At 60.0% G+C, this 20,662-nt stretch carries 20 protein-coding genes; 14 read left to right on the top strand and 6 right to left on the bottom strand.

Annotated elements, in window-relative coordinates; genetic code table 11:
- Positions 1 to 24 precede the first annotated feature (24 nt).
- The 3 genes from INR99_RS09065 to INR99_RS09055 all read left to right on the top strand — a co-directional run bounded on the left by INR99_RS09065 (position 25) and on the right by INR99_RS09055 (position 3,871).
- Positions 25 to 2,325 (top strand): Tex family protein, encoded by a 2,301-nt coding sequence (locus tag INR99_RS09065; RefSeq protein ID WP_194116020.1) that lies wholly within the window; start codon positions 25 to 27, stop codon positions 2,323 to 2,325.
- A 95-nt stretch (positions 2,326 to 2,420) separates the two neighbouring features.
- Positions 2,421 to 2,891: a hypothetical protein gene (locus INR99_RS09060; protein WP_194116019.1), complete on the top strand. Its 471-nt coding sequence runs from the start codon at positions 2,421 to 2,423 to the stop codon at positions 2,889 to 2,891.
- 326 nt (positions 2,892 to 3,217) lie between these two features.
- The gene (locus INR99_RS09055; protein ID WP_194116018.1) at positions 3,218 to 3,871 is read left to right on the top strand and encodes a hypothetical protein; all 654 of its coding nucleotides are present in this window, start codon (positions 3,218 to 3,220) and stop codon (positions 3,869 to 3,871) included.
- 215 nt (positions 3,872 to 4,086) lie between these two features.
- On the opposite strand, the gene mltB is transcribed toward INR99_RS09055, so the two are convergent.
- Both mltB and hrcA read right to left on the bottom strand, forming a co-directional pair.
- Positions 4,087 to 5,157, bottom strand: coding sequence for a lytic murein transglycosylase B (gene mltB / locus INR99_RS09050; RefSeq protein WP_194116017.1), 1,071 nt, complete (start codon positions 5,155 to 5,157; stop codon positions 4,087 to 4,089).
- Positions 5,154 to 6,170 (bottom strand): heat-inducible transcriptional repressor HrcA, encoded by a 1,017-nt coding sequence (hrcA, locus tag INR99_RS09045; RefSeq protein WP_308431468.1) that lies wholly within the window; start codon positions 6,168 to 6,170, stop codon positions 5,154 to 5,156. Before hrcA ends, mltB begins: the two co-directional genes overlap by 4 nt.
- A gap of 222 nt (positions 6,171 to 6,392) precedes the next feature.
- Here hrcA and INR99_RS09040 point away from each other — a divergent pair, with 222 nt between their 5' ends.
- From INR99_RS09040 to tadA, 4 genes are read left to right on the top strand one after another with little or no spacing between them, the layout of a single operon-like run.
- Positions 6,393 to 7,268 (top strand): NAD kinase, encoded by an 876-nt coding sequence (locus tag INR99_RS09040; RefSeq protein ID WP_194116016.1) that lies wholly within the window; start codon positions 6,393 to 6,395, stop codon positions 7,266 to 7,268.
- Between the two features lie 54 nt (positions 7,269 to 7,322).
- Positions 7,323 to 8,984: a DNA repair protein RecN gene (gene recN, locus INR99_RS09035; protein ID WP_194116015.1), complete on the top strand. Its 1,662-nt coding sequence runs from the start codon at positions 7,323 to 7,325 to the stop codon at positions 8,982 to 8,984.
- 8 nt (positions 8,985 to 8,992) lie between these two features.
- Positions 8,993 to 9,439, top strand: a complete 447-nt coding sequence (locus tag INR99_RS09030; RefSeq protein WP_194116014.1) for a hypothetical protein — start codon at positions 8,993 to 8,995, stop codon at positions 9,437 to 9,439.
- Positions 9,420 to 9,899, top strand: a complete 480-nt coding sequence (tadA, locus tag INR99_RS09025) for a tRNA adenosine(34) deaminase TadA (protein WP_194116013.1) — start codon at positions 9,420 to 9,422, stop codon at positions 9,897 to 9,899. Before INR99_RS09030 ends, tadA begins: the two co-directional genes overlap by 20 nt.
- A gap of 14 nt (positions 9,900 to 9,913) precedes the next feature.
- Here tadA and INR99_RS09020 read toward each other — a convergent pair whose 3' ends face one another.
- The gene (locus INR99_RS09020; protein WP_194116012.1) at positions 9,914 to 10,753 is read right to left on the bottom strand and encodes a carbonic anhydrase; all 840 of its coding nucleotides are present in this window, start codon (positions 10,751 to 10,753) and stop codon (positions 9,914 to 9,916) included.
- A gap of 99 nt (positions 10,754 to 10,852) precedes the next feature.
- Here INR99_RS09020 and INR99_RS09015 point away from each other — a divergent pair, with 99 nt between their 5' ends.
- The 7 genes from INR99_RS09015 (at position 10,853) to INR99_RS08985 (ending at position 16,768) form a co-directional block, all read left to right on the top strand.
- Complete coding sequence (locus INR99_RS09015) at positions 10,853 to 11,368, top strand: hypothetical protein (protein WP_194116011.1); 516 nt, start codon at positions 10,853 to 10,855, stop codon at positions 11,366 to 11,368.
- Complete coding sequence (locus tag INR99_RS09010; protein WP_194116010.1) at positions 11,362 to 12,030, top strand: uracil-DNA glycosylase; 669 nt, start codon at positions 11,362 to 11,364, stop codon at positions 12,028 to 12,030. The genes INR99_RS09015 and INR99_RS09010 overlap by 7 nt, the downstream gene beginning before the upstream one ends.
- Positions 12,030 to 12,902 carry an ROK family protein gene (locus INR99_RS09005; RefSeq protein WP_194116009.1) on the top strand — a complete coding sequence of 291 codons (873 nt, stop codon included), beginning with the start codon at positions 12,030 to 12,032 and terminating at the stop codon, positions 12,900 to 12,902. The genes INR99_RS09010 and INR99_RS09005 overlap by 1 nt, the downstream gene beginning before the upstream one ends.
- Positions 12,903 to 12,936: 34 nt before the next feature.
- Positions 12,937 to 14,691, top strand: coding sequence for a glycoside hydrolase family 9 protein (locus INR99_RS09000; RefSeq protein WP_194116008.1), 1,755 nt, complete (start codon positions 12,937 to 12,939; stop codon positions 14,689 to 14,691).
- A gap of 25 nt (positions 14,692 to 14,716) precedes the next feature.
- Complete coding sequence (rfaD, locus tag INR99_RS08995; protein ID WP_194116007.1) at positions 14,717 to 15,718, top strand: ADP-glyceromanno-heptose 6-epimerase; 1,002 nt, start codon at positions 14,717 to 14,719, stop codon at positions 15,716 to 15,718.
- Positions 15,719 to 15,818: 100 nt separating this feature from the next.
- Positions 15,819 to 16,307 (top strand): hypothetical protein, encoded by a 489-nt coding sequence (locus INR99_RS08990; RefSeq protein ID WP_194116006.1) that lies wholly within the window; start codon positions 15,819 to 15,821, stop codon positions 16,305 to 16,307.
- Positions 16,308 to 16,408: 101 nt separating this feature from the next.
- The gene (locus tag INR99_RS08985) at positions 16,409 to 16,768 is read left to right on the top strand and encodes a hypothetical protein (RefSeq protein WP_194116005.1); all 360 of its coding nucleotides are present in this window, start codon (positions 16,409 to 16,411) and stop codon (positions 16,766 to 16,768) included.
- 145 nt (positions 16,769 to 16,913) lie between these two features.
- On the opposite strand, the gene INR99_RS08980 is transcribed toward INR99_RS08985, so the two are convergent.
- The 3 genes from INR99_RS08980 to prfB form a co-directional block, all read right to left on the bottom strand.
- A complete protein-coding gene (locus tag INR99_RS08980) occupies positions 16,914 to 17,780 on the bottom strand; it encodes an alpha/beta hydrolase (protein WP_194116004.1) in 867 nt (288 codons plus the stop codon).
- 102 nt (positions 17,781 to 17,882) lie between these two features.
- Positions 17,883 to 19,385: a lysine--tRNA ligase gene (gene lysS, locus INR99_RS08975; RefSeq protein WP_194116003.1), complete on the bottom strand. Its 1,503-nt coding sequence runs from the start codon at positions 19,383 to 19,385 to the stop codon at positions 17,883 to 17,885.
- 72 nt (positions 19,386 to 19,457) lie between these two features.
- Entirely contained in the window at positions 19,458 to 20,561 is a 1,104-nt protein-coding gene (prfB, locus tag INR99_RS08970) for a peptide chain release factor 2 (RefSeq protein ID WP_194116002.1), read from the bottom strand.
- Positions 20,562 to 20,662 lie beyond the last annotated feature (101 nt).

Genomic DNA, 20,662 nt, shown 5'->3' with positions numbered 1-20,662 from the left:
CTTTGTGTTTGCAACAGGATTGCCATGCTGCCCTCGATTGCCCAGCGTCTCGCCCAGGAACTCAGCTGCCGCGAGGCTCAGATCAACGCCGCAGTCGGTCTGCTCGACGAAGGCGCAACCGTGCCGTTTATTGCACGCTACCGCAAGGAAGTGACGGGCGGGCTCGATGACACGCAGCTGCGCAATCTGGCCGAGCGTCTGGTGTATCTGCGCGAGCTGGAAGACCGCAGGACGACGATTCTGGCCAGCGTGGCGGAGCAGGGCAAGCTGACGCCCGCGCTGGAATTCGATCTCAAAACCGCCGACAACAAGCAGCGCCTCGAAGACCTGTATCTGCCTTACAAGCCCAAGCGCCGAACCAAGGCGCAGATCGCCCGCGAGGCCGGCCTGCAGCCGCTGGCCGACCTGCTGCTGGCTGACCCGAGTCGCGATCCGCAGGCCGAAGCCGCCGCTTTCCTCAATGCCGAGGTTGCCGATGAAAAGGCCGCACTCGATGGTGCAAGGGCCATTCTGATCGAAACCTTTTCCGAAAACGCCGCGCTGCTGGATAAGTTGCGCACTACGCTGCGCGAACGCGCCGAGCTGGTCAGCCGCGTGATCGAAGGCAAGGAGGCCGAGGGAGCCAAGTTTGCCGATTATTTCAATCACCACGAGCCGCTGGCGCGCGTGCCTTCGCACCGGATGCTGGCCATGCTGCGTGGCCGCAACGAAGGTGTGCTGAGCCTGGCGCTGCTGCTGCCGCAGGAGCTGGAAGCGCCGCTGCCGGTCAGCCCTTGCGAAATCATGATTGCCGAGGCCGTTGGCGTGAAAAATGCCGGTCGGGCCGCGGACAAGTGGCTCTCCGACACCGTGCGTCTGACCTGGCGAGCCAAATTGTCGGTGAGCCTGGAAACCGAGCTGCTGGGCGAGTTGCGGGATGCGGCCGAGGCCGAGGCCATTCGCGTGTTCGGTGCCAATCTGAAAGATCTGCTGCTGGCCGCACCCGCTGGACCGCGCGCGACCCTGGGTCTGGATCCGGGTCTGCGCACCGGCGTGAAGGTGGCCGTAGTCGATGCCACCGGCAAGTTGCTCGATACCGCCACCATCTACCCGCATGAACCGCGCCGGGAATGGGACAAATCGCTGGCCGTGCTGGCCGCACTGGTAATGAAGCACAAGGTCGAACTCGTTGCCATCGGCAACGGCACGGCCAGCCGTGAAACCGATCAGCTGGCGGGTGAACTGGTCAAGGCGGCGGGCGGGAAGTTGCAGAAAATTGTGGTTTCCGAAGCGGGTGCTTCGGTGTATTCGGCATCCGAGCTGGCGGCGAAGGAATTCCCCGATCTGGATGTCAGCTTGCGTGGTGCGGTGTCGATTGCCCGTCGCCTGCAGGATCCGTTGGCCGAGCTGGTCAAGATCGACCCGAAGTCGATTGGTGTGGGGCAGTACCAGCATGACGTGAACCAGACGCAGCTGGCGCGCAGTCTGGATGCCACCGTCGAGGATTGCGTGAATGCCGTAGGGGTGGATGTGAATACCGCTTCTGCAGCCCTGCTGACAAGGGTATCTGGCCTTAATCCAACGCTGGCAAGTAATATCGTTGCATACCGCGACGAGTATGGCGCGTTTGCTGATCGCGTCGCGCTAAAGAAAGTACCACGACTCGGCGACAAGACCTTCGAGCAGGCCGCCGGCTTCCTGCGCATCATGCATGGAAAAAATCCATTGGATGCCTCTGCCGTGCATCCGGAAGCCTATCCGGTGGTTGAAAAGATCCTGGCCAAAGTACAGAAAGATGCCCGTGCCATCATCGGTGACAGCACCACGCTCAAAAGTTTGAACGCCGCTGAATTCACTGACGAGCGCTTCGGTCTGCCGACCGTGAAGGATATTCTTGCCGAGCTCGACAAGCCCGGCCGTGACCCACGCCCGGAGTTCAAAACCGCCACGTTTACCGAGGGCGTGAACGACATCAAGGATCTGCAGCCGGGCATGGTGCTGGAAGGTGTCGTCACCAACGTGGCCAACTTCGGTGCCTTTGTTGACATTGGCGTGCATCAGGACGGGCTGGTGCACGTCTCCGTGCTGTCGAACAAGTTCGTCAAGGATCCGCGCGAGGTGGTGAAGGCCGGCCAGGTTGTAAAGGTCAAGGTCGTCGAGGTGGACGTACCCCGGCAGCGCATCGCACTGACCATGCGCCTCAATGACGAAGTGGCTCCGAAAACCGACACCAAGAGCGGCGGCAACCGCAACGATGTCCGTCGCCAGCAGAATAGCCAGAGCCGGCAGAACGAACCGCAGGGTGCCATGGCTGCCGCACTGGCAGGACTGAAGCTCAAGAAGTAAAAATACTGCCGTTCATACAACGCCTGCAGCGTAATTTCAGCAGATCCTGATGCTGTCAGGTATGCTCTCGCTGCAGGTGTTTTCATATTCAGGTCATGAACGACGTTCTTGAGGTCCTCTTCCGCTTCCGAATTGTCCGTGTCAAAACCGGCATGGTGGAAGCGACCGTGTTCGGGCGCGATCCTGAAGCGGTGTTGGCGGATTACGTGGCCCGGGAAGAACTGCCGGCCAATGCCCGCACCTATCTGGCCGTGCGCCGTGCCGGCCGTTGCGCCGAATTCGAGCGGCATGGTTACCGCTTCCGCCTGCTGGCCGATTGCAGCCAGGATGGCGCGCACCAGACCGAAAACACCCTGATCCGCATTGCCATCGACCGCTTCAAACGCCTGACCCCGGACGAAGAAACTGCGCACAATGTCTTTGAAGGCCTGCCGATCTATCACCCGAATGTCGCCTTCTGTGCCGATGCCGGCCGTGTGCTGGCGATGCTCGATGAGTTACTGGTGCACTACCAGCGCAAGGGTATCTGGGAGTTTTTGCTGGATGTGAGCGAAGCCGCTGTTTGATTGCGCATCTGTTCCGTTTGCTGCCAGCAAGGTTATCGCATGGCGGGGTACTGGTTGAGGAGTCGGATTGCTCGTGACAGCCTTATCTGGCGCTGGGCACGATGCGGCGGATGGAGCGGGGACATCAGCGGCAGACCTGGAAAAGTTGATCGGCCAAAGCCGCCTTTCATCTGTGGTAAAGTGGACAATCGCTCCAGACTCTTGCCTTGCAGTTGTTGTCACCCGGCTACGACTGACATCAAGCTTTTGTACTGTAATTCACAGAAGGTATAGGCTGCATCCATTGATTGAGATGGCCATACATACTGAGAATCAAAGGCTCACAAATGAATACTGTTTGTCCAAAATGTAGCTATACACGCATGGCCGGAGATGCAGCCCATGAATGGCAGTGCCCATCCTGTGGAATTGCTTATGCGAAATACAGCGCCAATGTTGCTACTGGTGCCGTTGGGGATGTGCAGAAAAAGCCTCTTTTACTTTGTAAAAAATACGTGATTGCAAAGTCAAAACTCCTGCAAATCACTGAAACTACAGGTGCAGTCTTGCTCACGGAAGATGCAATCTATCTGGCAAGAAAGAGCGGGGTTGCCCCTGCGACCGGTTTCGGTGGCGTACTGGGCGCAGCTATCGGGCACTCGCAACTTGGTGTTATTGGGGGACTGTTAGGCGGTGCTATCGGCGGGGCAATTGTGGGTGCTGCCGCAATGCTGATTGAAAATACAATGACTAAACCTCGTTTAAAAGCTGCTGGCGCTGTTTCTCTTGAGCAACTCCCTTCAGAAATCATTTCCAGTTTGGCTGGCTACGGATGTTCTGGCGAAGTGGTGGTGTTGCCGCGCCAATCACTGAAAAAAATCGAGGTGTCCATGTCGAAAGGGGTATATCTGAAAAACGAAACCCACCTATTCGAATTGCGGCTGGGGTTGTTGGATTTTACTAAGGCACGTGAAAAACTGAGTTTGTATCAATGGCTTTAGTCAAGAGTTCAAATCCCTGAACCAAGTCATGGCCTGAACAAGTTGATGCGACAGGCCGCCCACACTAACCAGCTCTGGTTTCTGCAAGAATCAAGCCTGGATTTGCTGTGCGTTTTATCGTTGGCCTATGGGTATCGTCGAGTGGCTAATTTACAGCGCGGCACCTTTATCGATACATAGTTGGGTATGGGCGCCGGTGGCGCCCATGTTCCGCTTTACCAGAGCTTTTGTTTGCTGCTGCCCGTTTTGCTTGCCGGTTTGGCCGCTGGCTTGCCGGTTTTTTTGCCGGTGGCCAGATCCGCTCCGCTGTGGTAAGCCGTTTTGATTTCTTCGGCGAGCTGCAGCACGGCGGTCGCGTAGAGCGTGCTCTTGTTGTAGCGGGTAATCACGTAGAAATTGGTGTAGCCGAGGTAGTGGCTGGTTTCACCCGGCGCGGTCTCAAGGGCGAAATACACGGCTTTTTCACGGGTATCCTGCTCGGTCAGCGGCTGGACGCCTTTTTCCATGAGCTCGGCCACGGTGTATTTCAGGTTGAATTTTTCTGCGAGCAGCGGCTCGGCCTCACCGCTGAAATTCACTGCCGCGTAGGCCGGCTTGCCTTGTTGCCAGCCATGCTCCTTCAGGTAGTTGGCTGCGCTGGCCAGTGCATCGCCCGGGTTGTTCCAGATGTCGTGATGGCCGTCCTTGTCCCAGTCCTGCGCAAAGTTGCGAAATGACGAGGGCATGAACTGCGGCCAGCCCATCGCGCCGGCGTAGCTGCCCTTGAAGCCAAGCGGATCCCAGCCTTCGGCACGGGCCAGCAGCAGGAACTCGGTCAGCTCGCGCCGGAAATATTCGGCGCGACGCGGGTAATCAAAGGCAACAGTCGAGAGCACGTCGATCACACGGAAGCTGCCCTGGTTCTTGCCGTAGCCGGTTTCGACATTCAGGATGGCCAGGACGACTTCCGGCTCGACCTGATAGGCCTTGCTGATCTTGCCGACCAGCTCCGCATTGGCGCGCCAGAAACGTGCACCACTGATGGCACGGCCTTGCGTGACGAAATTCGGGCGGAATTCATACCAGGGCTTGCTGGTGGATGGCCGGTCGAAGAAATTGAGGATATTCGGTTTCGGGGTCACCTGCATGAACAGCGTGTCGAGCTCGCTGCGGTTGAAACCGTACTGGGCACTGATTTCATCCAGATAGGCTTTGACATCGTCGCGTTGCAGCATGGCCTCGTCAGCGTGGGCGGAGGCGGCGAAGAGCAGGGCGGAGGCGCCAAGGGCGCGAAGGAATCGGGTCATTGTTTGCTTTGCAGGGTTAGGGCGCTCGACAGCAGTCGGGCGGTAATATCAACAATCGGAATCACACGGTCATAGGCCATGCGGGTGGGGCCGATCACGCCCAGCGTGCCGACAACTGCGCCGTCGACATGGTAGGGTGCAGTCACGACCGAGCATTCATCCAGCGGCGCCAGTCCGGATTCACCGCCAATGTAGATCTGTACGCCATCGGCGCGGCTGCCCTGATCGAGCAGCTGCAGTAGCGCGGTTTTCTGCTCGAACAATTCCAGCAGCTGGCGCACTCGGCCGACATTGGCTGAGAGCTCGCTGATGCCAAGAAGTTGCAGCTCGCCGGAAACCAGCACGGTTTCGCCACCGGTAGCCGTGCTGCTGCCGACTTCCACCGCCGCATTCATCAGTGCGACGATGTCACCTTTCAGCCGTAGCAATTCGTGCTGCACCAGCACGACCAGTTCGGCCAGCGTTCTGCCGCTGGCGTGCAGGGTGAGGAAATTGCCAGCCTCCAGCAGCTCGACCGCGCTGTAATTGCGTTCGGTGTGGAGGATGCGATTCTGCACGCTGCCGTCGCTGGTCACCAGAATCAGCAGGACACGTTTATCGGATAGGGGCAGGAATTCGACATGCCGCAATGACAGCTCCTGCCGTCGCGGCGTCAGTACGACCCCGGCAAAGCAGGTCAGTTGCGACAGCAGCTGCGAGGCGGCTTCGATGCTGTGCTGGGGCGTATCGCTGGGCAGCTCGGCGGGCAGGTTCTGTTCGCGCACCATCGGGCGGGCTGCCAGCAGGGCATCGACAAAAAAACGGTAGCCACGTGCAGTGGGGATACGCCCGGCCGAGGTATGCGGGCTGGCGATGAAACCGTGGTCTTCCAGATCCGCCATGATGTTGCGGATGGTAGCCGGGCTGACATCCAGCCCGGCGTGTTGCGACAGCGTTTTCGAGCCGACAGGCTGCCCCTCGGCGACATAGCGCTCGATCAGGGTGCGCAGCAGAAGTTGGGCGCGTTCGTTCATCAGTGCAAATGCTCGACAGTCCGGGCGGGTTCGGGCTCGACGCGGCAGAGTCATCTGTGCGTACAAGCAGCTAAAAATCAATGGCTTGGTGGGTTGCGGCGGCGGTTGCCAGCGAATCATTTGCTGAAAACAGCAGACAGTATGCTTGCCAAGCACCTGTCAGGCTGGATTTTAACCGGTCTTGTGTGTTTAATTGCGGGCAATTACCTGCGATTACAAGCCATGGAAAGTCTGTTCAAAACGGTGGCCCTGGTTGGCCGCCTTGCCACCCCCGCTCTGGGAGAGCCACTGCGCCAGCTGGGCACGCTGCTGCAGCGGCGTGGCGTCCGCGTGTTGCTGGAGGCCCAGGTCGCCAGCGAACACGGGATTACCCAGTTCGAACAGGTGCAGCGGCAGGATATCGGCGAAGCCGCCGACGCCATCGTCGTGATGGGGGGCGACGGCACGATGCTCTCCGTGGCGCGGCTGGTCGCCCCGCACAATATCCCGCTGATCGGCATCAATCAGGGGCGGCTGGGCTTCATGACCGACATTCCACTGCACGAAATGGAAGCCATCGTGCCGCGCATTCTGGCCGGTGAATCGATACCTGAGCAGCGTATCCTGCTGGATACAACCATTATCAGGGGCTCCGAGGAGATCCATCAGTCTCTGGCCTTCAATGATGTGGTGTTCAGTCGCGGCTCCATCGGCTCGATGATCGAATTCGAGATTTTCATCGACCAGCAATTTGTCTACAGCCAGCGCTCGGATGGTCTGATCGTTTCCACGCCCACCGGCTCGACCGCCTACGCGCTGGCCTCCGGTGGCCCCATTCTGCAGCCGACCGTGCCAGCCATTTCGCTCGTACCGATCTGCCCGCAATCGCTGTCCAACCGGCCAATCGTGGTCAGCGATACCTCGGAAGTGACCTTCCTGCTCACCCGCGGCCAGGATGCGCGCGTGTATTTCGACAACCAGAGCGACAGCGAGCTGCGTGAAATGGATCGCGTGATTATCCGCCGCTACCCGAATACTCTGACCATCCTGCATCCGCTCGGTTACAACTACTACGACATGCTCCGCGCCAAACTGCGCTGGGGCGAGAAGCTGCTCTGATTTTTCTTCGACGACCCCGCCGGCTTACTCCGGCAATTCCGGATTGCCCTGACCATGCTGCATTCCCTGCATTTGCGTGATTTCGTCATCGTTCGCGAGCTGGAGCTGAGTTTCAGCGCCGGCCTGACCGTGCTGACCGGTGAAACCGGCGCCGGCAAATCCATCCTGATCGACGCGCTGGGCCTGCTGCTGGGGGAGCGTGCCGATGCAGGGCTGGTACGGCAGGGAGCCGAACGCGCCGAACTCAATGCCGTGTTCACGCCTGATGCCCAGCCCGGTATTGCCGCATGGCTCGAGGCGGAAGCCCTGCAGGGTGATGATGGGCAGCTGCTCTTGCGGCGAGTGATCGACAGTAGCGGCAAGAGCCGCGCGTGGATCAATGGCACGCCGGTGACGCTGGCGCAGCTGAAATCACTGGGCGAACTGCTGGTCGACATCCATGGCCAGCATGCGCATCAGTCGCTGTTGCGCGCTGACGCACAGCGGGCACTGCTGGATGACTATGCTCAGGCTGCTGCGCTGGCGCGCGAGGTTCGTGACGCCTATCGGCACTGGCAGGGCTTGCTGGGTGAGCTGCAGGAGGCCGAACGCAACCAGAGTGCCTACGAAGCCGAATGCGAGCGTCTGCAATGGCAGATCGATGAACTTGCGGCGCTCAATCTGGCCGAAGGCGAGTGGCCGGAGCTGCAAACCGAGCACAAGCGCCTGCATCATGCTGCGAGCCTGATCGAAGGCGTGCAGTCCGGGCTGAATGTGCTGGCGGATGGCGACGAGAATTGCCAGAGCTGGCTGGCCAGCGTGCAGCACCAGCTTGCCGGTCTGGCCGATTACGATGCCGGAATCAATGAAACACTGGGATTGCTGGAAGGCGCCGAAGCACAATTGGCTGATGCCGTGCATGCGCTGCGGCATTACGCCGACCGGCTGGAGCTGGATCCGGCGCGGCTCTCCGAAGTCGAAGCACGGCTGGATGCGGTCTTCCGCATGGCGCGCAAATTCCGCCTGCCACCCGAAGATTTGCCCCGGCAACTGCAGGACTGGCAGGCACGTCTGTCTGAACTGGGTGGCACTGGCGGGCTGGAGGGTCTGCAAGCGCGTGTGGCCGCAGCAGAAAACGCATTCCGGGACTGCGCTACGCAGCTTAGCCAGCAGCGGGCTGCCGCTGCCATCGCGCTGGAAACCGCGGTGAATGCCCAGTTGCCCGAGCTGGCGCTGGGTTCATCGCGCTTTGCGATCACCTTGCTGCCACTGGATACGCCAGCAGTCTACGGCTTGGAGCAGGTCGAGCTGCAAGTGGCCAACCACCCCAGCGCCCCCTTGCGGGCGCTGGCGAAAGTGGCTTCCGGCGGGGAGCTGTCGCGCATTTCGCTGGCACTGCAGGTTGTCACCAGCAGGCTTGCTGCCGTACCGACGCTGATTTTCGATGAAGTGGATGTCGGCATCGGCGGCAAGGTCGCCGAAATCGTGGGGCGACGCCTGCGCGAGCTGGGTGAGGCACGGCAGGTGTTGTGCATCACCCATCTGCCTCAGGTGGCGGCCTGCGGCCATCAGCACTTGCAGGTGAGCAAGACCAGCGACGCCGGCGGTGTGGTCAGCGCCATCACCGAACTGAAGCAGGCTGAACGCATCGACGAAATTGCCCGGATGCTGGGCGGCGTCACCATCACTGAAACCACGCGCCAGCATGCCGAAGAAATGCTGGGTATTGCCGGCTAGCCTATGCCATGAAAAGGGTGTGGGCATATACTCTGCTCTTGGTGCTGTCGTTGCTATTCGGCTGCAGGCCGGCTGAACCGGAAGTGCGGGTAAAAAATCAGACCACGCAAACAATCAAGCTGCGCTGGCAAGGTTGGGACGGCCTGCGCTACATGGCCATCTTGCCACCCGGAGCTCTGGTCCTGCTGGAAAAAAACATGCCGGGGCTGGATACTCTGGAGGTCGTACTGGGTGAAAAACATACCCGCTATGAAATGATTGGCCTTGCATCAGGTTGCCATGGGCCGGAGCGCTGGGGATGGGAAAGCCTGCAAAAAGGCCCTGGCCCTAGCGTGATCGATGCAAGCCTGATGCCTGAGGGCGGAATCTGGTGCGAGGAGCGGGAAACACTTGCGCCCACGCCACTGGCCAGACCAGAGCTGCGCGGACCTCACTATGAATATCAAGGTGACTGATTCTATTTCCGACCAGACCTTTATGGCCATGGCGCTTGCCGCTGCGGCTGACGCGGCCAGTGCTGGCGAAGTGCCGGTCGGCGCTGTGCTGGTGAAAGAAGGGGAAGTTCTGGCAGTGGCGCACAACCAGCCGATCGGCCTGCATGACCCCAGTGCGCATGCCGAAATGCTGGCATTGCGTGCCGCTGCCACTCGCCTGGGCAATTACCGGCTGGATGGCTGTACCTTGTATGTGACGCTGGAGCCGTGCCCGATGTGCGCCGGCGCCATCCTGCATTCCCGCATCGCGCGGGTGGTGTATGCGGCAGCCGATGCCAAGACTGGCGCAGCAGGCAGTGTGGTTAATCTGTTTACCAGCCGGCAGCTCAACCATCACACCCATGTCGAAGGGGGCTGCTGTGCCAGCGAGGCTGCCGCGCAATTGTCGGATTTTTTTGCTCAGCGCCGCAGCAAGGCATAGACGCTAGCCAGTTTCTACTGGGCGTCGAGAATCGCCCGCTCATTCAGTGGCTGAATGGGGCGCGCATTCATGCTGAATTCCTTGCGGAACTGCGCGAGCTGCTTTTTGGAAATGGCGACCGGGGTTTTCAGGATCAACCAGCGTACGCCTTCGCTGCACGGCGGGGTGGTCAGCGACCCCATCAGGGTCCAGTAACGCAGATCGCGCGGCAGAATGGTGGCAGGGTTGTACTTCTGGTCTTCGAACGTCAGCGACATGGGGTGCTCGTCCGGCAGGCGCGCCCAGAGCTGATTGAACAGCGGATTGTCGACTGTGCCCTGCGTCAGGAATACGGCGACGACCGCGAGCTGGCCGGCGTCGTTCTTGTGCACCAGATGGGCGACCATCGGATAGCGCTTGCCGCCAACGGCTTCTTCGCTGGGCGTATGAAAATGGAATTGCAGCAGCTGGTAGCGGTCATTGCCAACCTGCAGCCAACTGCCCGGCTCGATATTGTGCTGGATGGTGTGGCCGTTGTTCAGCACATTGAGTTTGGTCGGTTTGTAGTCAAACTGCAGCGGGTCGAGCGCCATCGAATAGGTGGTGCGAATATCGATGGGGGATTGCTGTCGCCCGCTGGCACACAAGCCGTTGGCCGCATCCAGCCCGGCCCAGTTTTCCGGCCCCCCGGCCCCCTCGTAGCTCCAGTGTACCGGTCCATCGTGCTGGCTACCCTTGCTGTCATGGCTGGCTGCCTTGGTTTTCGCATGCGCGGCAGGGGCCTTGTGCGAGGCCGCAGGGGCATGAGAGGTCGAGCTGGCGAGTGTGTTGCCGGCTGCGAACAGCAGGGCAAGTGAGCAGATCAGCGAGCGCATGACGTAATCCGGAAGGCAGTAATAAGCCGAGCTTAGTGCGCTGGCGGAAAAACTCAAGCAAATGCCGGTACAATCGCGGTTTTTGCCCCACAGCGCGCCATGAACCCTGACGAGAAAACCTCAGCGCCACTCTGGCAGGCCGAATTGCCCTTCGCCTGGCAGTCAGGCAGGCCCGTGCGGCGCTCTGCCCGGGAAACCGGCGCTTTGTTGCAGATCCTGCACGACTACGACCAGCCCGCCGAACCCGATGCGGCGCAGGGGTTGCTGCAGGCCAAGCTGGATGTGCTGCTGCTGTGGCTGGCGCAAAGCCAGCGCAACGAGCCGCTGACACCCTGTGCGCTCGAGTTTGCCGTGGGGGAGTTGTCCTGGATCCAGGCGGATGCACTGGTCGTGGGGGCCGAGGGGGTCGTGATCTGCGAGTTGTCCGCGGCGCTGCCGGCGCAGTTCGAATTCGCCGCCAGAATCACTGCCTGCCTGGCACTGGCAGATGGTCGCTCGCGAGTCACTGCCAGGCTGATTTTCAGCGATGAAGAGCAGGACGAAGCATTTGCCCGTTTTCTCTTCGGCCGGCACCGGCAGTGCTTGCGTCAGCACAAACAGGAGCAGGCATGCTGATCCCCGCAAACTGGCAACCCCTGCTGGATTCCTTTACCGAAAGCCCGCGCTGGCAGGCTCTGCAGGAATTTCTGGCGGCAGAGGAAGCCGCCGGCAAACAGATCTACCCGCCGGCCGCGCTGCGGTTTGCTGCACTGGACGCTGTATCCCCCGAAGCCGTCCGGGTAGTGATTCTGGGGCAGGATCCCTACCACGGTGCAGGTGAAGCGCATGGGCTGAGCTTTTCCGTGCCGCATGGTGTAGCGGTGCCGCCCTCATTGCGCAACATCTGGAAAGAAATCGCCCGTGACCTCGGGCATACTCCACCGCAGCATGGCAATCTGGCGGGCTGGGCTGCGCAGGGGGTTCTGCTGCTCAACTCCGTGCTGACGGTCGAGGCGGATTGCGCCGCCTCGCATGCAAAACGCGGCTGGGAAGAATTCACTGATTGTTTGATCGAACAGCTGGCTGGACGTTTCCCGCATCTGGTATTCATGCTGTGGGGCAGTCATGCGCAGAAAAAGGCGTCCCGCATCCCGGCCGAGCGCCATCTGCTGCTGAAATCCGCGCATCCATCGCCCCTGTCGGCGTACCGCGGTTTTCTGGGAAACGGTCATTTTTCTGCGGCTAACGACTATCTGCGGGCGCAAGGGTGTGCCCCGATCAACTGGGAGTGTGTGTAATGCGCCAGCTGCTGGCTCTGGACGTGGGCGGAACCCAGCTCAAGTACGGCATCGTGCAGGAAGACGGCCTCGTTCTGGAGGCCCATGTTGCCGATACACAGGGCAAGGACGGCGCCGAAGCCGTGATTGCACGCATGATTGCGGCACTGGCGTCGCTGCGCCCGGCACAGCAGCCGATCGGCATCGCCGTCTCGTCGCTGGGGCTGATTGCGCCGCAGGGCGGAACGATACTTGGCGCCGCCGAGGCGATACCCGGTTATGCTGGCATAGCGCTGGGCGAACGGCTCGCTAGCCACTTCGGCTTGCCGGTCACGGTGGAAAACGACGTCAACTGCGTGGCGCTGGCCGAAGGCTGGGTCGGCGCGGCGGCAGGCGTGCGCAACTATCTGGCCGTGGCCATCGGCACCGGCATCGGTGGCGGTATCGTCATCAATGGCCAGCTGTATCGCGGGCACAAGGCAGCAGCCGGCGAATGGGGGTATATGCACATCGACAACCGCTGCTGGGAAGATCACGCCTCGATGCGTGGCCTGGTCAATCTGGTGAGCGTGCGCACCGGCCAGCAGCTCGATGGCCGGCAGATTTTTGCGGCGCGTGATGCCGGTGACGTCATGATCGCTGCGCTGGTCAGCGAATGGCTGGATCTGCTGGCTGCCGGCATTGCCAATCTCATCTATGTGCTGAACCCCGAGCGGGTGGTGATTGGTGGCGGGATAGCCAACCGGCCGCAATTCCAGAGTGAGCTGGATGCGGCACTGCTGCCACGTCTGCAACCCGATTTCCGCACCATGAGCCGCGTCGTGCTGGCGAATGCCGGCAACCACGCCGGCATGATTGGTGCTGTGCGCAACTGGCTGCAAAGCTGCGCCTGATCGCTTCGAATACCTTCTACTTACGAGATCGCCTGTGAAAATTCTGCTCAACCATCTGGGTTATGCGCCATCGGCCAGAAAGGTCGCCATTATCGAAGCCAATCAAGCCCTCGCCGGTCAGGGTTTCCGTGTCTATGACGCGGCCAGCCGCGAAGCAGTGCTGCAAGGTACTCTCGAGGCCCGCGGCAGTGTTGCCAAGTGGCAGGGCTGGTATTTCCTGAGCGCCGATTTTTCGGCGCTGACGCAGGAAGGCGAATACTTCCTGGTCATCGACGGTGTGCAGCCTCCGCTGGTGTCGGCCAGTTTTGCAGTGCATTCGCGTGTGTTTGCCGAACTGATGATCTCCGACATCGTGCACTACCTCAAAGGCCAGCGCTGCAGCGGTCTGTTCGATCTGGCCGACCGCAGCCGCCCGCTGTGGGGCAGCGACGAGCGCCGTGATGTGCATGGCGGCTGGTACGACGCCTCGGGCGATGTGTCGAAATACCTGTCGCATCTGTCGTTTTCGCAATACATGAACCCGCAACAGACCCCGCAAGTGGTCTGGAACCTGATCGATGGTCTGGCGCGGCTGCCGCAGCGCCCCGAGTGGGTGATCGAGCGTCTGGATGATCCGGAAGGCCCGGACAGCGGCAAGACCATCGCGTTCTTCAACAAGTGGTTCTATGAGCGCATCACCGACGAGGCACTGCATGGTGCGGACTTCCTGCTGCGCATGCAGTCGGAGGACGGCTATTTCTACATGACGGTATTTGACCAGTGGAGCAAGGACGAAAACCGTCGCGACATTTGCGAATACAAGACGCAGAAGGGCGAGAAATTCGCCACCTATCACGCGGCCTACCGTCAGGGTGGTGGTGTGGCGATTGCCGCGCTGGCGCGCGCCAGTCAGCTGGCCCGCGACGGGGAGAGCTTCAGCCGCGCAGAGTATCTGGCTGGTGCGAAGAAGGGTTTTGCCGATCTGGAGGCGAACAATGTGCGCTATCTGGAAGACGGCCGCGAAAACATGATCGACGACTACTGCGCGCTGCTCGCTGCGACCGAACTGCTGGCGGTGACGGGCGAGGGCGTGTACGCCGCCGCGGCGGCGCGCCGCGTCGACAGCCTGCTGGCTCGCCAGCAGGACGCCGGCTGGTTCCGCATGGATGACGCGGGTGAGCGCAGCTACTACCACGCGGCCGAAGCCGGCTTGCCCTATCTGGCACTGATGCGCTATCTGGAAGTGGCGCCGGCATCGCCGCTGGCCGGCCGCATCCGCGCCGCGCTGGAGAAGGCCTACCGTTTCGAAATCGCCATCACCAATGAAGTAAACAACCCCTTCGGCTATCCGCGCCATTTCGTCAAGAATGCCAAGCAGCCGGGGGGAACACAGTTCTTCATCCCGCACGACAATGAAACCGGCTACTGGTGGCAGGGTGAAAATGCACGGCTGGGCTCGATTGTTGCCGCAGCCGAAGTCGCCAGCCGCGTGTTTGCCGATGATGCGGAATTTGCTGCGCAGATCCGTGAATACGGCGACAATGCCTTCAACTGGTTGCTGGGTGCCAACCCCTTTGATGCCTGCATGCTGCAGGGCTGGGGGCGCAACAATCCGCGCTACGAACCGGGCTTCTTCAACGCGCCCGGCGGCGTATGCAACGGCATCACCAGCGGGCTGGATGACGAGGACAGCATCGATTTCCGCAAGTCCGAAGTCGCCACCATGGCGCACAGCTGGCGCTGGACCGAGCAATGGATTCCGCACGGCGCCTGGCTATACCTGGCACTGTGTAGCCGCATGACACAATAAAACTGGAAGATACAGGGATATACCCATGGCAATTATCGTAACCGGCGCCGCCGGATTCATCGGTTCGAATGTGGTGAAGGCGCTGAACGACCGTGGCGAGCGCGACATCATTGCGGTGGACAACCTCACCCGTGGTGACAAATTCCGCAATCTGGTCGATCTCGACATCCTGCATTACATGGACAAGCACGACTTCATCGAGGCGCTGGCCGCCGGTGAATTCGACGGCGAAGTCAGCGCCATCCTGCACCAGGGCGCGTGCTCCGACACCATGGAGCACAACGGCAAGTACATGATGGACAACAACTATCAGTACACCCTGACGCTGTTCGAATGGGCGCAGCAGGAAGAGGCGCAGTTCATTTATGCCTCGAGCGCCGCCACCTACGGCAACGGCCGTCAAGGCTTCATCGAAACACCGGATTGCGAAAAGCCGCTGAACGTCTACGGCTACTCCAAGCTGCTGTTTGACCAGATCGTGCGCCGCCGCATGGAAGACGAGCGCATCACCGCGCAGGTGGCCGGTTTCCGCTATTTCAACGTTTACGGTTCGCGCGAGCAGCACAAGGAGCGCATGGCCTCGGTGGCGTTTCACCACTTCAACCAGTACCGCGAATCCGGCAAGGTCAAGCTGTTCGGCGAGTACAACGACTATCCGGCCGGTGGTCATACCCGCGATTTCATCTCGGTGGAAGACGTGGTGAAAGTGAACCTGTGGTTTCTGGATAACCCCGAAGTCTGCGGTATCTACAACGTCGGCACTGGCCGCGCACAGCCGTTCAACGACATCGCCGTCACCGTCGTCAACACCTGTCGTGCGGCGGACGGACTGCCGCCGCTGTCGCTGGCGGAACTGGTCAGCCAGGGTATTCTGGAATACACCGATTTCCCCGAGGCGCTGAAGGGCAAGTACCAGTGTTTCACCGAAGCCGACCTGACGCTCTTGCGCGAAGCCGGTTACGACCAGGCTTTCCTGACTGTCGAGCAGGGGGTGGGGCGTTATGTTGAAGCGCTGTTGCGCGGCTGACCCGCTGCAGCGTGCCGTGCCCTGCTGATTTTGGCGGCACAGCACGCTGGCATTAAGATGGAGGCTCGGCAACTTGCCGGGCCTTTTTCATGGAATTCTCATGCCCCGCCAGCGCATCATCGACGAACTGGTCAGCCAGTACGGACTGAACGAAACCGATGTTTTCCTGCTCAACCTCGTTCCCATCCTCGAAATCATGTGGGCCGACGGCAAGCTGCAGGATGCCGAAATCTCCATCCTGAACGAATACGCATGCGAGTGGCTGGCGTACCTGGCCGAGGTGGCTGATGGCGAGCTGATTGTCGAGCCGGAGCAGATCAACGCCTTTATCGAGCGCTTCACCCGGGCTCGCCCCGATCCTGAACTGCTGGCCGGCCTCAGCCAGCTGGCGTTCGAATGGATCAATGCCTCGCCCAAGCTGATGCGTGAGCGCGGCAAAACCCGCGAACTCTACGAATACTGCCTCGACATCGCCGCCGCCGCGGTCAGCCAGTACCCCTACGGCCGCCGCGCGCGCATTCACGAAGAAGAACACCGCGTGCTGCACCGGACACTGCTGGCGCTGGGGCTGGCTGAAGCGCCGGTCTGAATTGACAGTAAGCCGGCTGCAGCCGATTTTCTTGCTACTGAATTCCGGAGTTGTTCTTGCCTCTGGCGCGACTAATTTTCTGCCGCAGTAAGTGAAAATCCATGCCGCTAAGTGACTTCATTGCTCGCCTGAGCTGCAGGCTGCGGCTTAAATCCTCCTGTCCGGCTTGTCCGCCAGCAATCGCGGAAGCCTTGCTGGATATTCTTTATCACACCTTGCTATGCATTCGTCATTGCCCGAATTTGCGCCTAGCTCGGGTTGCCGCCAGTCATGCCCACAATATTCCGGCTTTGATCAGTACGTACGATCAGCAAAGGCTGAGAATGTACTGGACTGCTGATCGCAACTATTTACTGCGTACCGCAGCGGAAGAAGGGGAAAATGTTGGCGGCCTGCTTGAAGCCTGGAATCGGCATGCGGCGGCCATCGAGCGAGAGTTAAGTTACCTGTGCACAGAATGAACAAGTCAGCCTTGGGGCTGGCTTGTATTCGGATAAGCTGGCGTTGGGCTTGGGTTAAGCGCTGATTTGAATTAACTGAAAACCGGCTGTTGTCGTTTTCTTTTTCCGTCGTTGTTGCAACTGTTGATCACTGCCTCCTTATGTGTCAACGAAGATTCTGAAGCAGAAATGAAAAAACATGTGCTTCGTACTCTCGAGGGCTGTACCTGAAGAGATCGACGTGTGCGGCCCCGTTGACTACCCATAGTTGTTTGGGTTCACTTGCAGCAGCAAACAACCGTTGTGTTTCTGCAAGAGTCGTATGCTGGTCTTCGCTGCCGGAAACAAGTAGTAGTGGAGCATTGAGTTGCCTAATATGGCTGATTGGCTGAAGCTCCTGCGGGTCAACACCCAGTTGCCATTTCAACTGAAGCTGCAGAAGCGGACTAATCACTTCACCCGTTTTGCCGATCCGCATGGTTAACCGATTGGTAATCGCGTTGCCAATATCCGGATACATTGATTCAACCACCGCGGCGCGTAGAAATGGTGATGGTTTCGCGAGTATCAGGGATGCTCCACCAAGCGACACACCGATTACGCCAATTTTGTCTTCAGGCGCCTGTGCGTGCAACCAATCGATTGCGGCGGTGACAGCCAAAGATTCGTTGTGGCCAAAGGTAATGTGCTGGCCTGTACTTTCGCCATGTGCCGGCAGGTCGATGAGTAATACGCCGAAACCTAAGGCTACAAGACGCTCTGCCCGAGCAAGCATCTGTCGCCGGTCTGATCGCACGCCGTGCAATAGCAATACTGACCCAACGCCGGCGCGTCCACGAATGTGCCAACCTGACACATAATCGCTATTTTGCGTCTGCAGTGTTACACGCGTAGCACCTAGCGCGGCTGGCGGAGCGCCAATAACGCGGTTTGCGGGACTGGTAAGTCGCTCACCGATCAGGATCAGTGCTCCTAATCCAAGGGCCAGAGGCACAATCAGCCAGAAGATGCGATGGAAACGATAGCGGGACATGGATCAGATTCTAATCGAAAATGAAAAAGCCAGCCTGTAGGCTGGCCTTTTCTGGGTATTGCGCCGAAGCCAAACAATACCAATGCCTTCAGGGTTATACCCTTAATCTTCGCGGCGCATTTGCGGGAAGAGGATTACGTCGCGAATGCTCGGAGCATCCGTCAGCAGCATCACCAGGCGGTCGATGCCGATGCCGCAACCACCGGTCGGCGGCAGGCCGAATTCCAGTGCGCGTACATAATCGGCGTCATAGTGCATGGCTTCGTCATCGCCCTTGTCCTTCAGGGCAACCTGCGCCTGGAAGCGCTCGGCCTGGTCTTCCGGATCGTTCAACTCGGAATAGCCATTCGCATGTTCGCGGCCAACGATGAACAGCTCGAAGCGTTCGGTAATGCCCGGGCGGGTGTCGGACGCGCGCGCCAGCGGGGAGACTTCTGCCGGGTAGTCGATGATGAAGGTCGGCTCCCACAGCTTTTCTTCGGTGGTTTCTTCAAACAGGCTCAGTTGCAGGCCGCCGATGCCATCCGTCAGGACCGGTTTGCCGCCCAGGCGCGCGATTTCGGCCTTCAGGAAGGCGCGGTCGTGCAGCTGCTCGTCGGTGTACTGCGGGTTGTAGTGCTGGATGGCGGCGGCGATGGTGAAGCGGGCAAAGGGCTTGGACAGGTCAACCTGCTTGCCCTGGTAGTCGATCACGGTATGGCCGATGACTTCCTTCGCAGCAAAGCGGATCACGCCCTCGGTCAGGTCGATCATGCGTTCGTAGTCGGCGTAGGCCTCGTAGAACTCCATCATCGTGAATTCGGGGTTGTGACGGGTGCTCATGCCTTCGTTGCGGAAGTTGCGGTTGATTTCAAACACGCGTTCCATGCCGCCAACGACCAGACGCTTCAGGTAGAGCTCCGGTGCAATGCGCAGGAACAGTTGCATGTCCAGCGCGTTGTGGTGGGTGATGAAGGGCTTGGCCGAGGCGCCACCGGGGATCGGGTGCATCATCGGGGTTTCGACTTCCAGATAGCGCTCGTTCACCATGAACTCGCGAATCTTCTGCACGATGCGCGAGCGCTTCACGAAGGTATCGCGGCTGGTGTCGTTGGTGATCAGATCCAGATAGCGCTGGCGGTATTTCTGTTCCTGATCGGTGAGGCCGTGGAATTTTTCCGGTAGCGGGCGCAGTGATTTGGTCAGCAGGCGCAGTTCCGACACTTGTACCGACAGTTCGCCGGTCTTGGTTTTCATCAGCGTACCCTTGGCCGCGATGATGTCGCCCATGTCCCAGGTCTTGAAACTGGCGTACACCTCTTCACCGACGTTGTCGCGGGTGATGTAGAACTGGATGCGGCCGGCACCGTCCTGCACGGTGGCAAAGCTGGCCTTGCCCATCACGCGCTTGAGCATCATGCGGCCGGCTACGGCCACGCTAACTGCTTGGCCTTCCAGTTCTTCCTTCTCGACTTCGCCGTATTTGGCGTGCAGATCGGCAGACAGGTGCTCGCGCTTGAAGTCGTTGGGGAAGGCGACGCCATTGGCGCGGATGTTGGCCAGCTTGGCGCGGCGCTCGGCGATGATCTGGTTTTCGTCTTGCTGGATGATTTGTTCGTCGGACATGGGTATTGGCCTGCGATTCTTGATCTGAATGGATTACAGGCAGATACCCTGTATCTGCCTGCCTGAAATGAATTAAACGCCTTGCTTGAGGCTGGCCTCGATAAAGCCGTCGAGGTCGCCATCCATGACGCCCTTGAGGTTGCCGACTTCGTAGCCGGTACGCAGATCCTTGATGCGGCTCTGGTCGAAGACGTAGGAGCGGATCTGGTGGCCCCAGCCGATGTCGGACTTGCCGGCTTCGAGTTGCTGCTGGGCTTCCATGCGCTTGCGCAGCTCCAGTTCGTACAGCTTGGCGCGCAGCATGGACCAGGCTTCGTCACGGTTGCGGTGCTGCGAACGGTCATTTTGGCATTGCACGACAATGCCGGTCGGCATGTGTGTCAGGCGCACGGCTGAATCGGTCTTGTTGATGTGCTGGCCACCCGCACCGCTGGCACGGTAGGTGTCGGTGCGCACATCGGCCGGGTTGATCTCGATCTCGAAACTGTCGTCGACTTCCGGGTACACGAACACCGAGCAGAACGAGGTATGACGGCGGGCGTTCGAATCGAACGGCGAAACGCGCACCAGGCGGTGCACACCGGTTTCGGTGCGCAGGAAGCCGTAGGCGTAATCGCCGGTCAGCTTGATGGTGGCGCTGGTAATGCCGGCCACTTCGCCTTCGGACTCTTCCATCACTTCGACAGTAAAACCCTTGCGCTCGCCGTAGCGGACGTACATGCGCAGCAGCATGCCGGCCCAATCCTGCGCTTCGGTGCCACCGGCGCCCGACTGGATGTCGATAAAGCAGGCGTTCGGATCCATCGGGTTGTTGAACATGCGGCGGAATTCGAGCTTGGCGATGCGCTCTTCGAGCTGCACAAGGTCGTCCTCGATGGCGGCAACGGTGTCGAAGTCATCCTCGGCCCGCGCCATCTCGAACAGCTCGCGGCCGTCATTGACGCCACTGGTCACGTCGTCGAGCACGACGACCACGTCTTCGAGGGCTTTCTTCTCGCGACCGACTTCCTGGGCTTTCTTCGGGTCGTTCCAGAGTTCCGGATCCTCGCTCATGCGCACCACCTCTTCGAGGCGGTCAACCTTGGTCGGGTAATCCAGATATCGTTTCAGTTCCTCGGCGCGCTGGCCAAGATCATCAAACCGGTTGGCGATCTGATTGAGCTGTTCCGCTTCCATGCAGTTCAGTCCGCTAATGTGCTTGCAAAACCGGTGATTATACCAGCCCGGCGCCCGCTCTGGCGCGCAGTGCGCAAGAAAAACCGCCGGCAGCAGCCGGC

Source organism: Chitinilyticum piscinae, assembly GCF_015223195.1.
GTDB classification, from domain to species: Bacteria; Pseudomonadota; Gammaproteobacteria; order Burkholderiales; family Chitinibacteraceae; genus Chitinilyticum; species Chitinilyticum piscinae.
Note: the sequence above shows the minus strand (reverse complement) of the source record. Positions and strands in the feature narration are given on the sequence as shown.

Excerpts from the sequence above, each read along its gene's own strand:
- lysS (WP_194116003.1), bottom strand. The coding sequence starts at position 19,385 with ATGTCCGACGAACAAATCATCCAGCAAGACGAAAACCAGATCATCGCC.
- prfB (WP_194116002.1), bottom strand. The coding sequence starts at position 20,561 with ATGGAAGCGGAACAGCTCAATCAGATCGCCAACCGGTTTGATGATCTT.
- recN (WP_194116015.1), top strand. The coding sequence starts at position 7,323 with ATGCTGCATTCCCTGCATTTGCGTGATTTCGTCATCGTTCGCGAGCTG.
- INR99_RS08980 (WP_194116004.1), bottom strand. The coding sequence starts at position 17,780 with ATGTCCCGCTATCGTTTCCATCGCATCTTCTGGCTGATTGTGCCTCTG.
- INR99_RS08990 (WP_194116006.1), top strand. The coding sequence starts at position 15,819 with ATGCCCCGCCAGCGCATCATCGACGAACTGGTCAGCCAGTACGGACTG.
- INR99_RS09020 (WP_194116012.1), bottom strand. The coding sequence starts at position 10,753 with ATGCGCTCGCTGATCTGCTCACTTGCCCTGCTGTTCGCAGCCGGCAAC.
- INR99_RS09030 (WP_194116014.1), top strand. The coding sequence starts at position 8,993 with ATGAAAAGGGTGTGGGCATATACTCTGCTCTTGGTGCTGTCGTTGCTA.
- INR99_RS09005 (WP_194116009.1), top strand. The coding sequence starts at position 12,030 with ATGCGCCAGCTGCTGGCTCTGGACGTGGGCGGAACCCAGCTCAAGTAC.
- INR99_RS08985 (WP_194116005.1), top strand. The coding sequence starts at position 16,409 with ATGCCGCTAAGTGACTTCATTGCTCGCCTGAGCTGCAGGCTGCGGCTT.
- INR99_RS09015 (WP_194116011.1), top strand. The coding sequence starts at position 10,853 with ATGAACCCTGACGAGAAAACCTCAGCGCCACTCTGGCAGGCCGAATTG.
- hrcA (WP_308431468.1), bottom strand. The coding sequence starts at position 6,170 with ATGAACGAACGCGCCCAACTTCTGCTGCGCACCCTGATCGAGCGCTAT.
- INR99_RS09055 (WP_194116018.1), top strand. The coding sequence starts at position 3,218 with ATGAATACTGTTTGTCCAAAATGTAGCTATACACGCATGGCCGGAGAT.
- tadA (WP_194116013.1), top strand. The coding sequence starts at position 9,420 with ATGAATATCAAGGTGACTGATTCTATTTCCGACCAGACCTTTATGGCC.
- mltB (WP_194116017.1), bottom strand. The coding sequence starts at position 5,157 with ATGACCCGATTCCTTCGCGCCCTTGGCGCCTCCGCCCTGCTCTTCGCC.
- INR99_RS09010 (WP_194116010.1), top strand. The coding sequence starts at position 11,362 with ATGCTGATCCCCGCAAACTGGCAACCCCTGCTGGATTCCTTTACCGAA.
- INR99_RS09065 (WP_194116020.1), top strand. The coding sequence starts at position 25 with ATGCTGCCCTCGATTGCCCAGCGTCTCGCCCAGGAACTCAGCTGCCGC.
- INR99_RS09040 (WP_194116016.1), top strand. The coding sequence starts at position 6,393 with ATGGAAAGTCTGTTCAAAACGGTGGCCCTGGTTGGCCGCCTTGCCACC.
- INR99_RS09060 (WP_194116019.1), top strand. The coding sequence starts at position 2,421 with ATGAACGACGTTCTTGAGGTCCTCTTCCGCTTCCGAATTGTCCGTGTC.
- rfaD (WP_194116007.1), top strand. The coding sequence starts at position 14,717 with ATGGCAATTATCGTAACCGGCGCCGCCGGATTCATCGGTTCGAATGTG.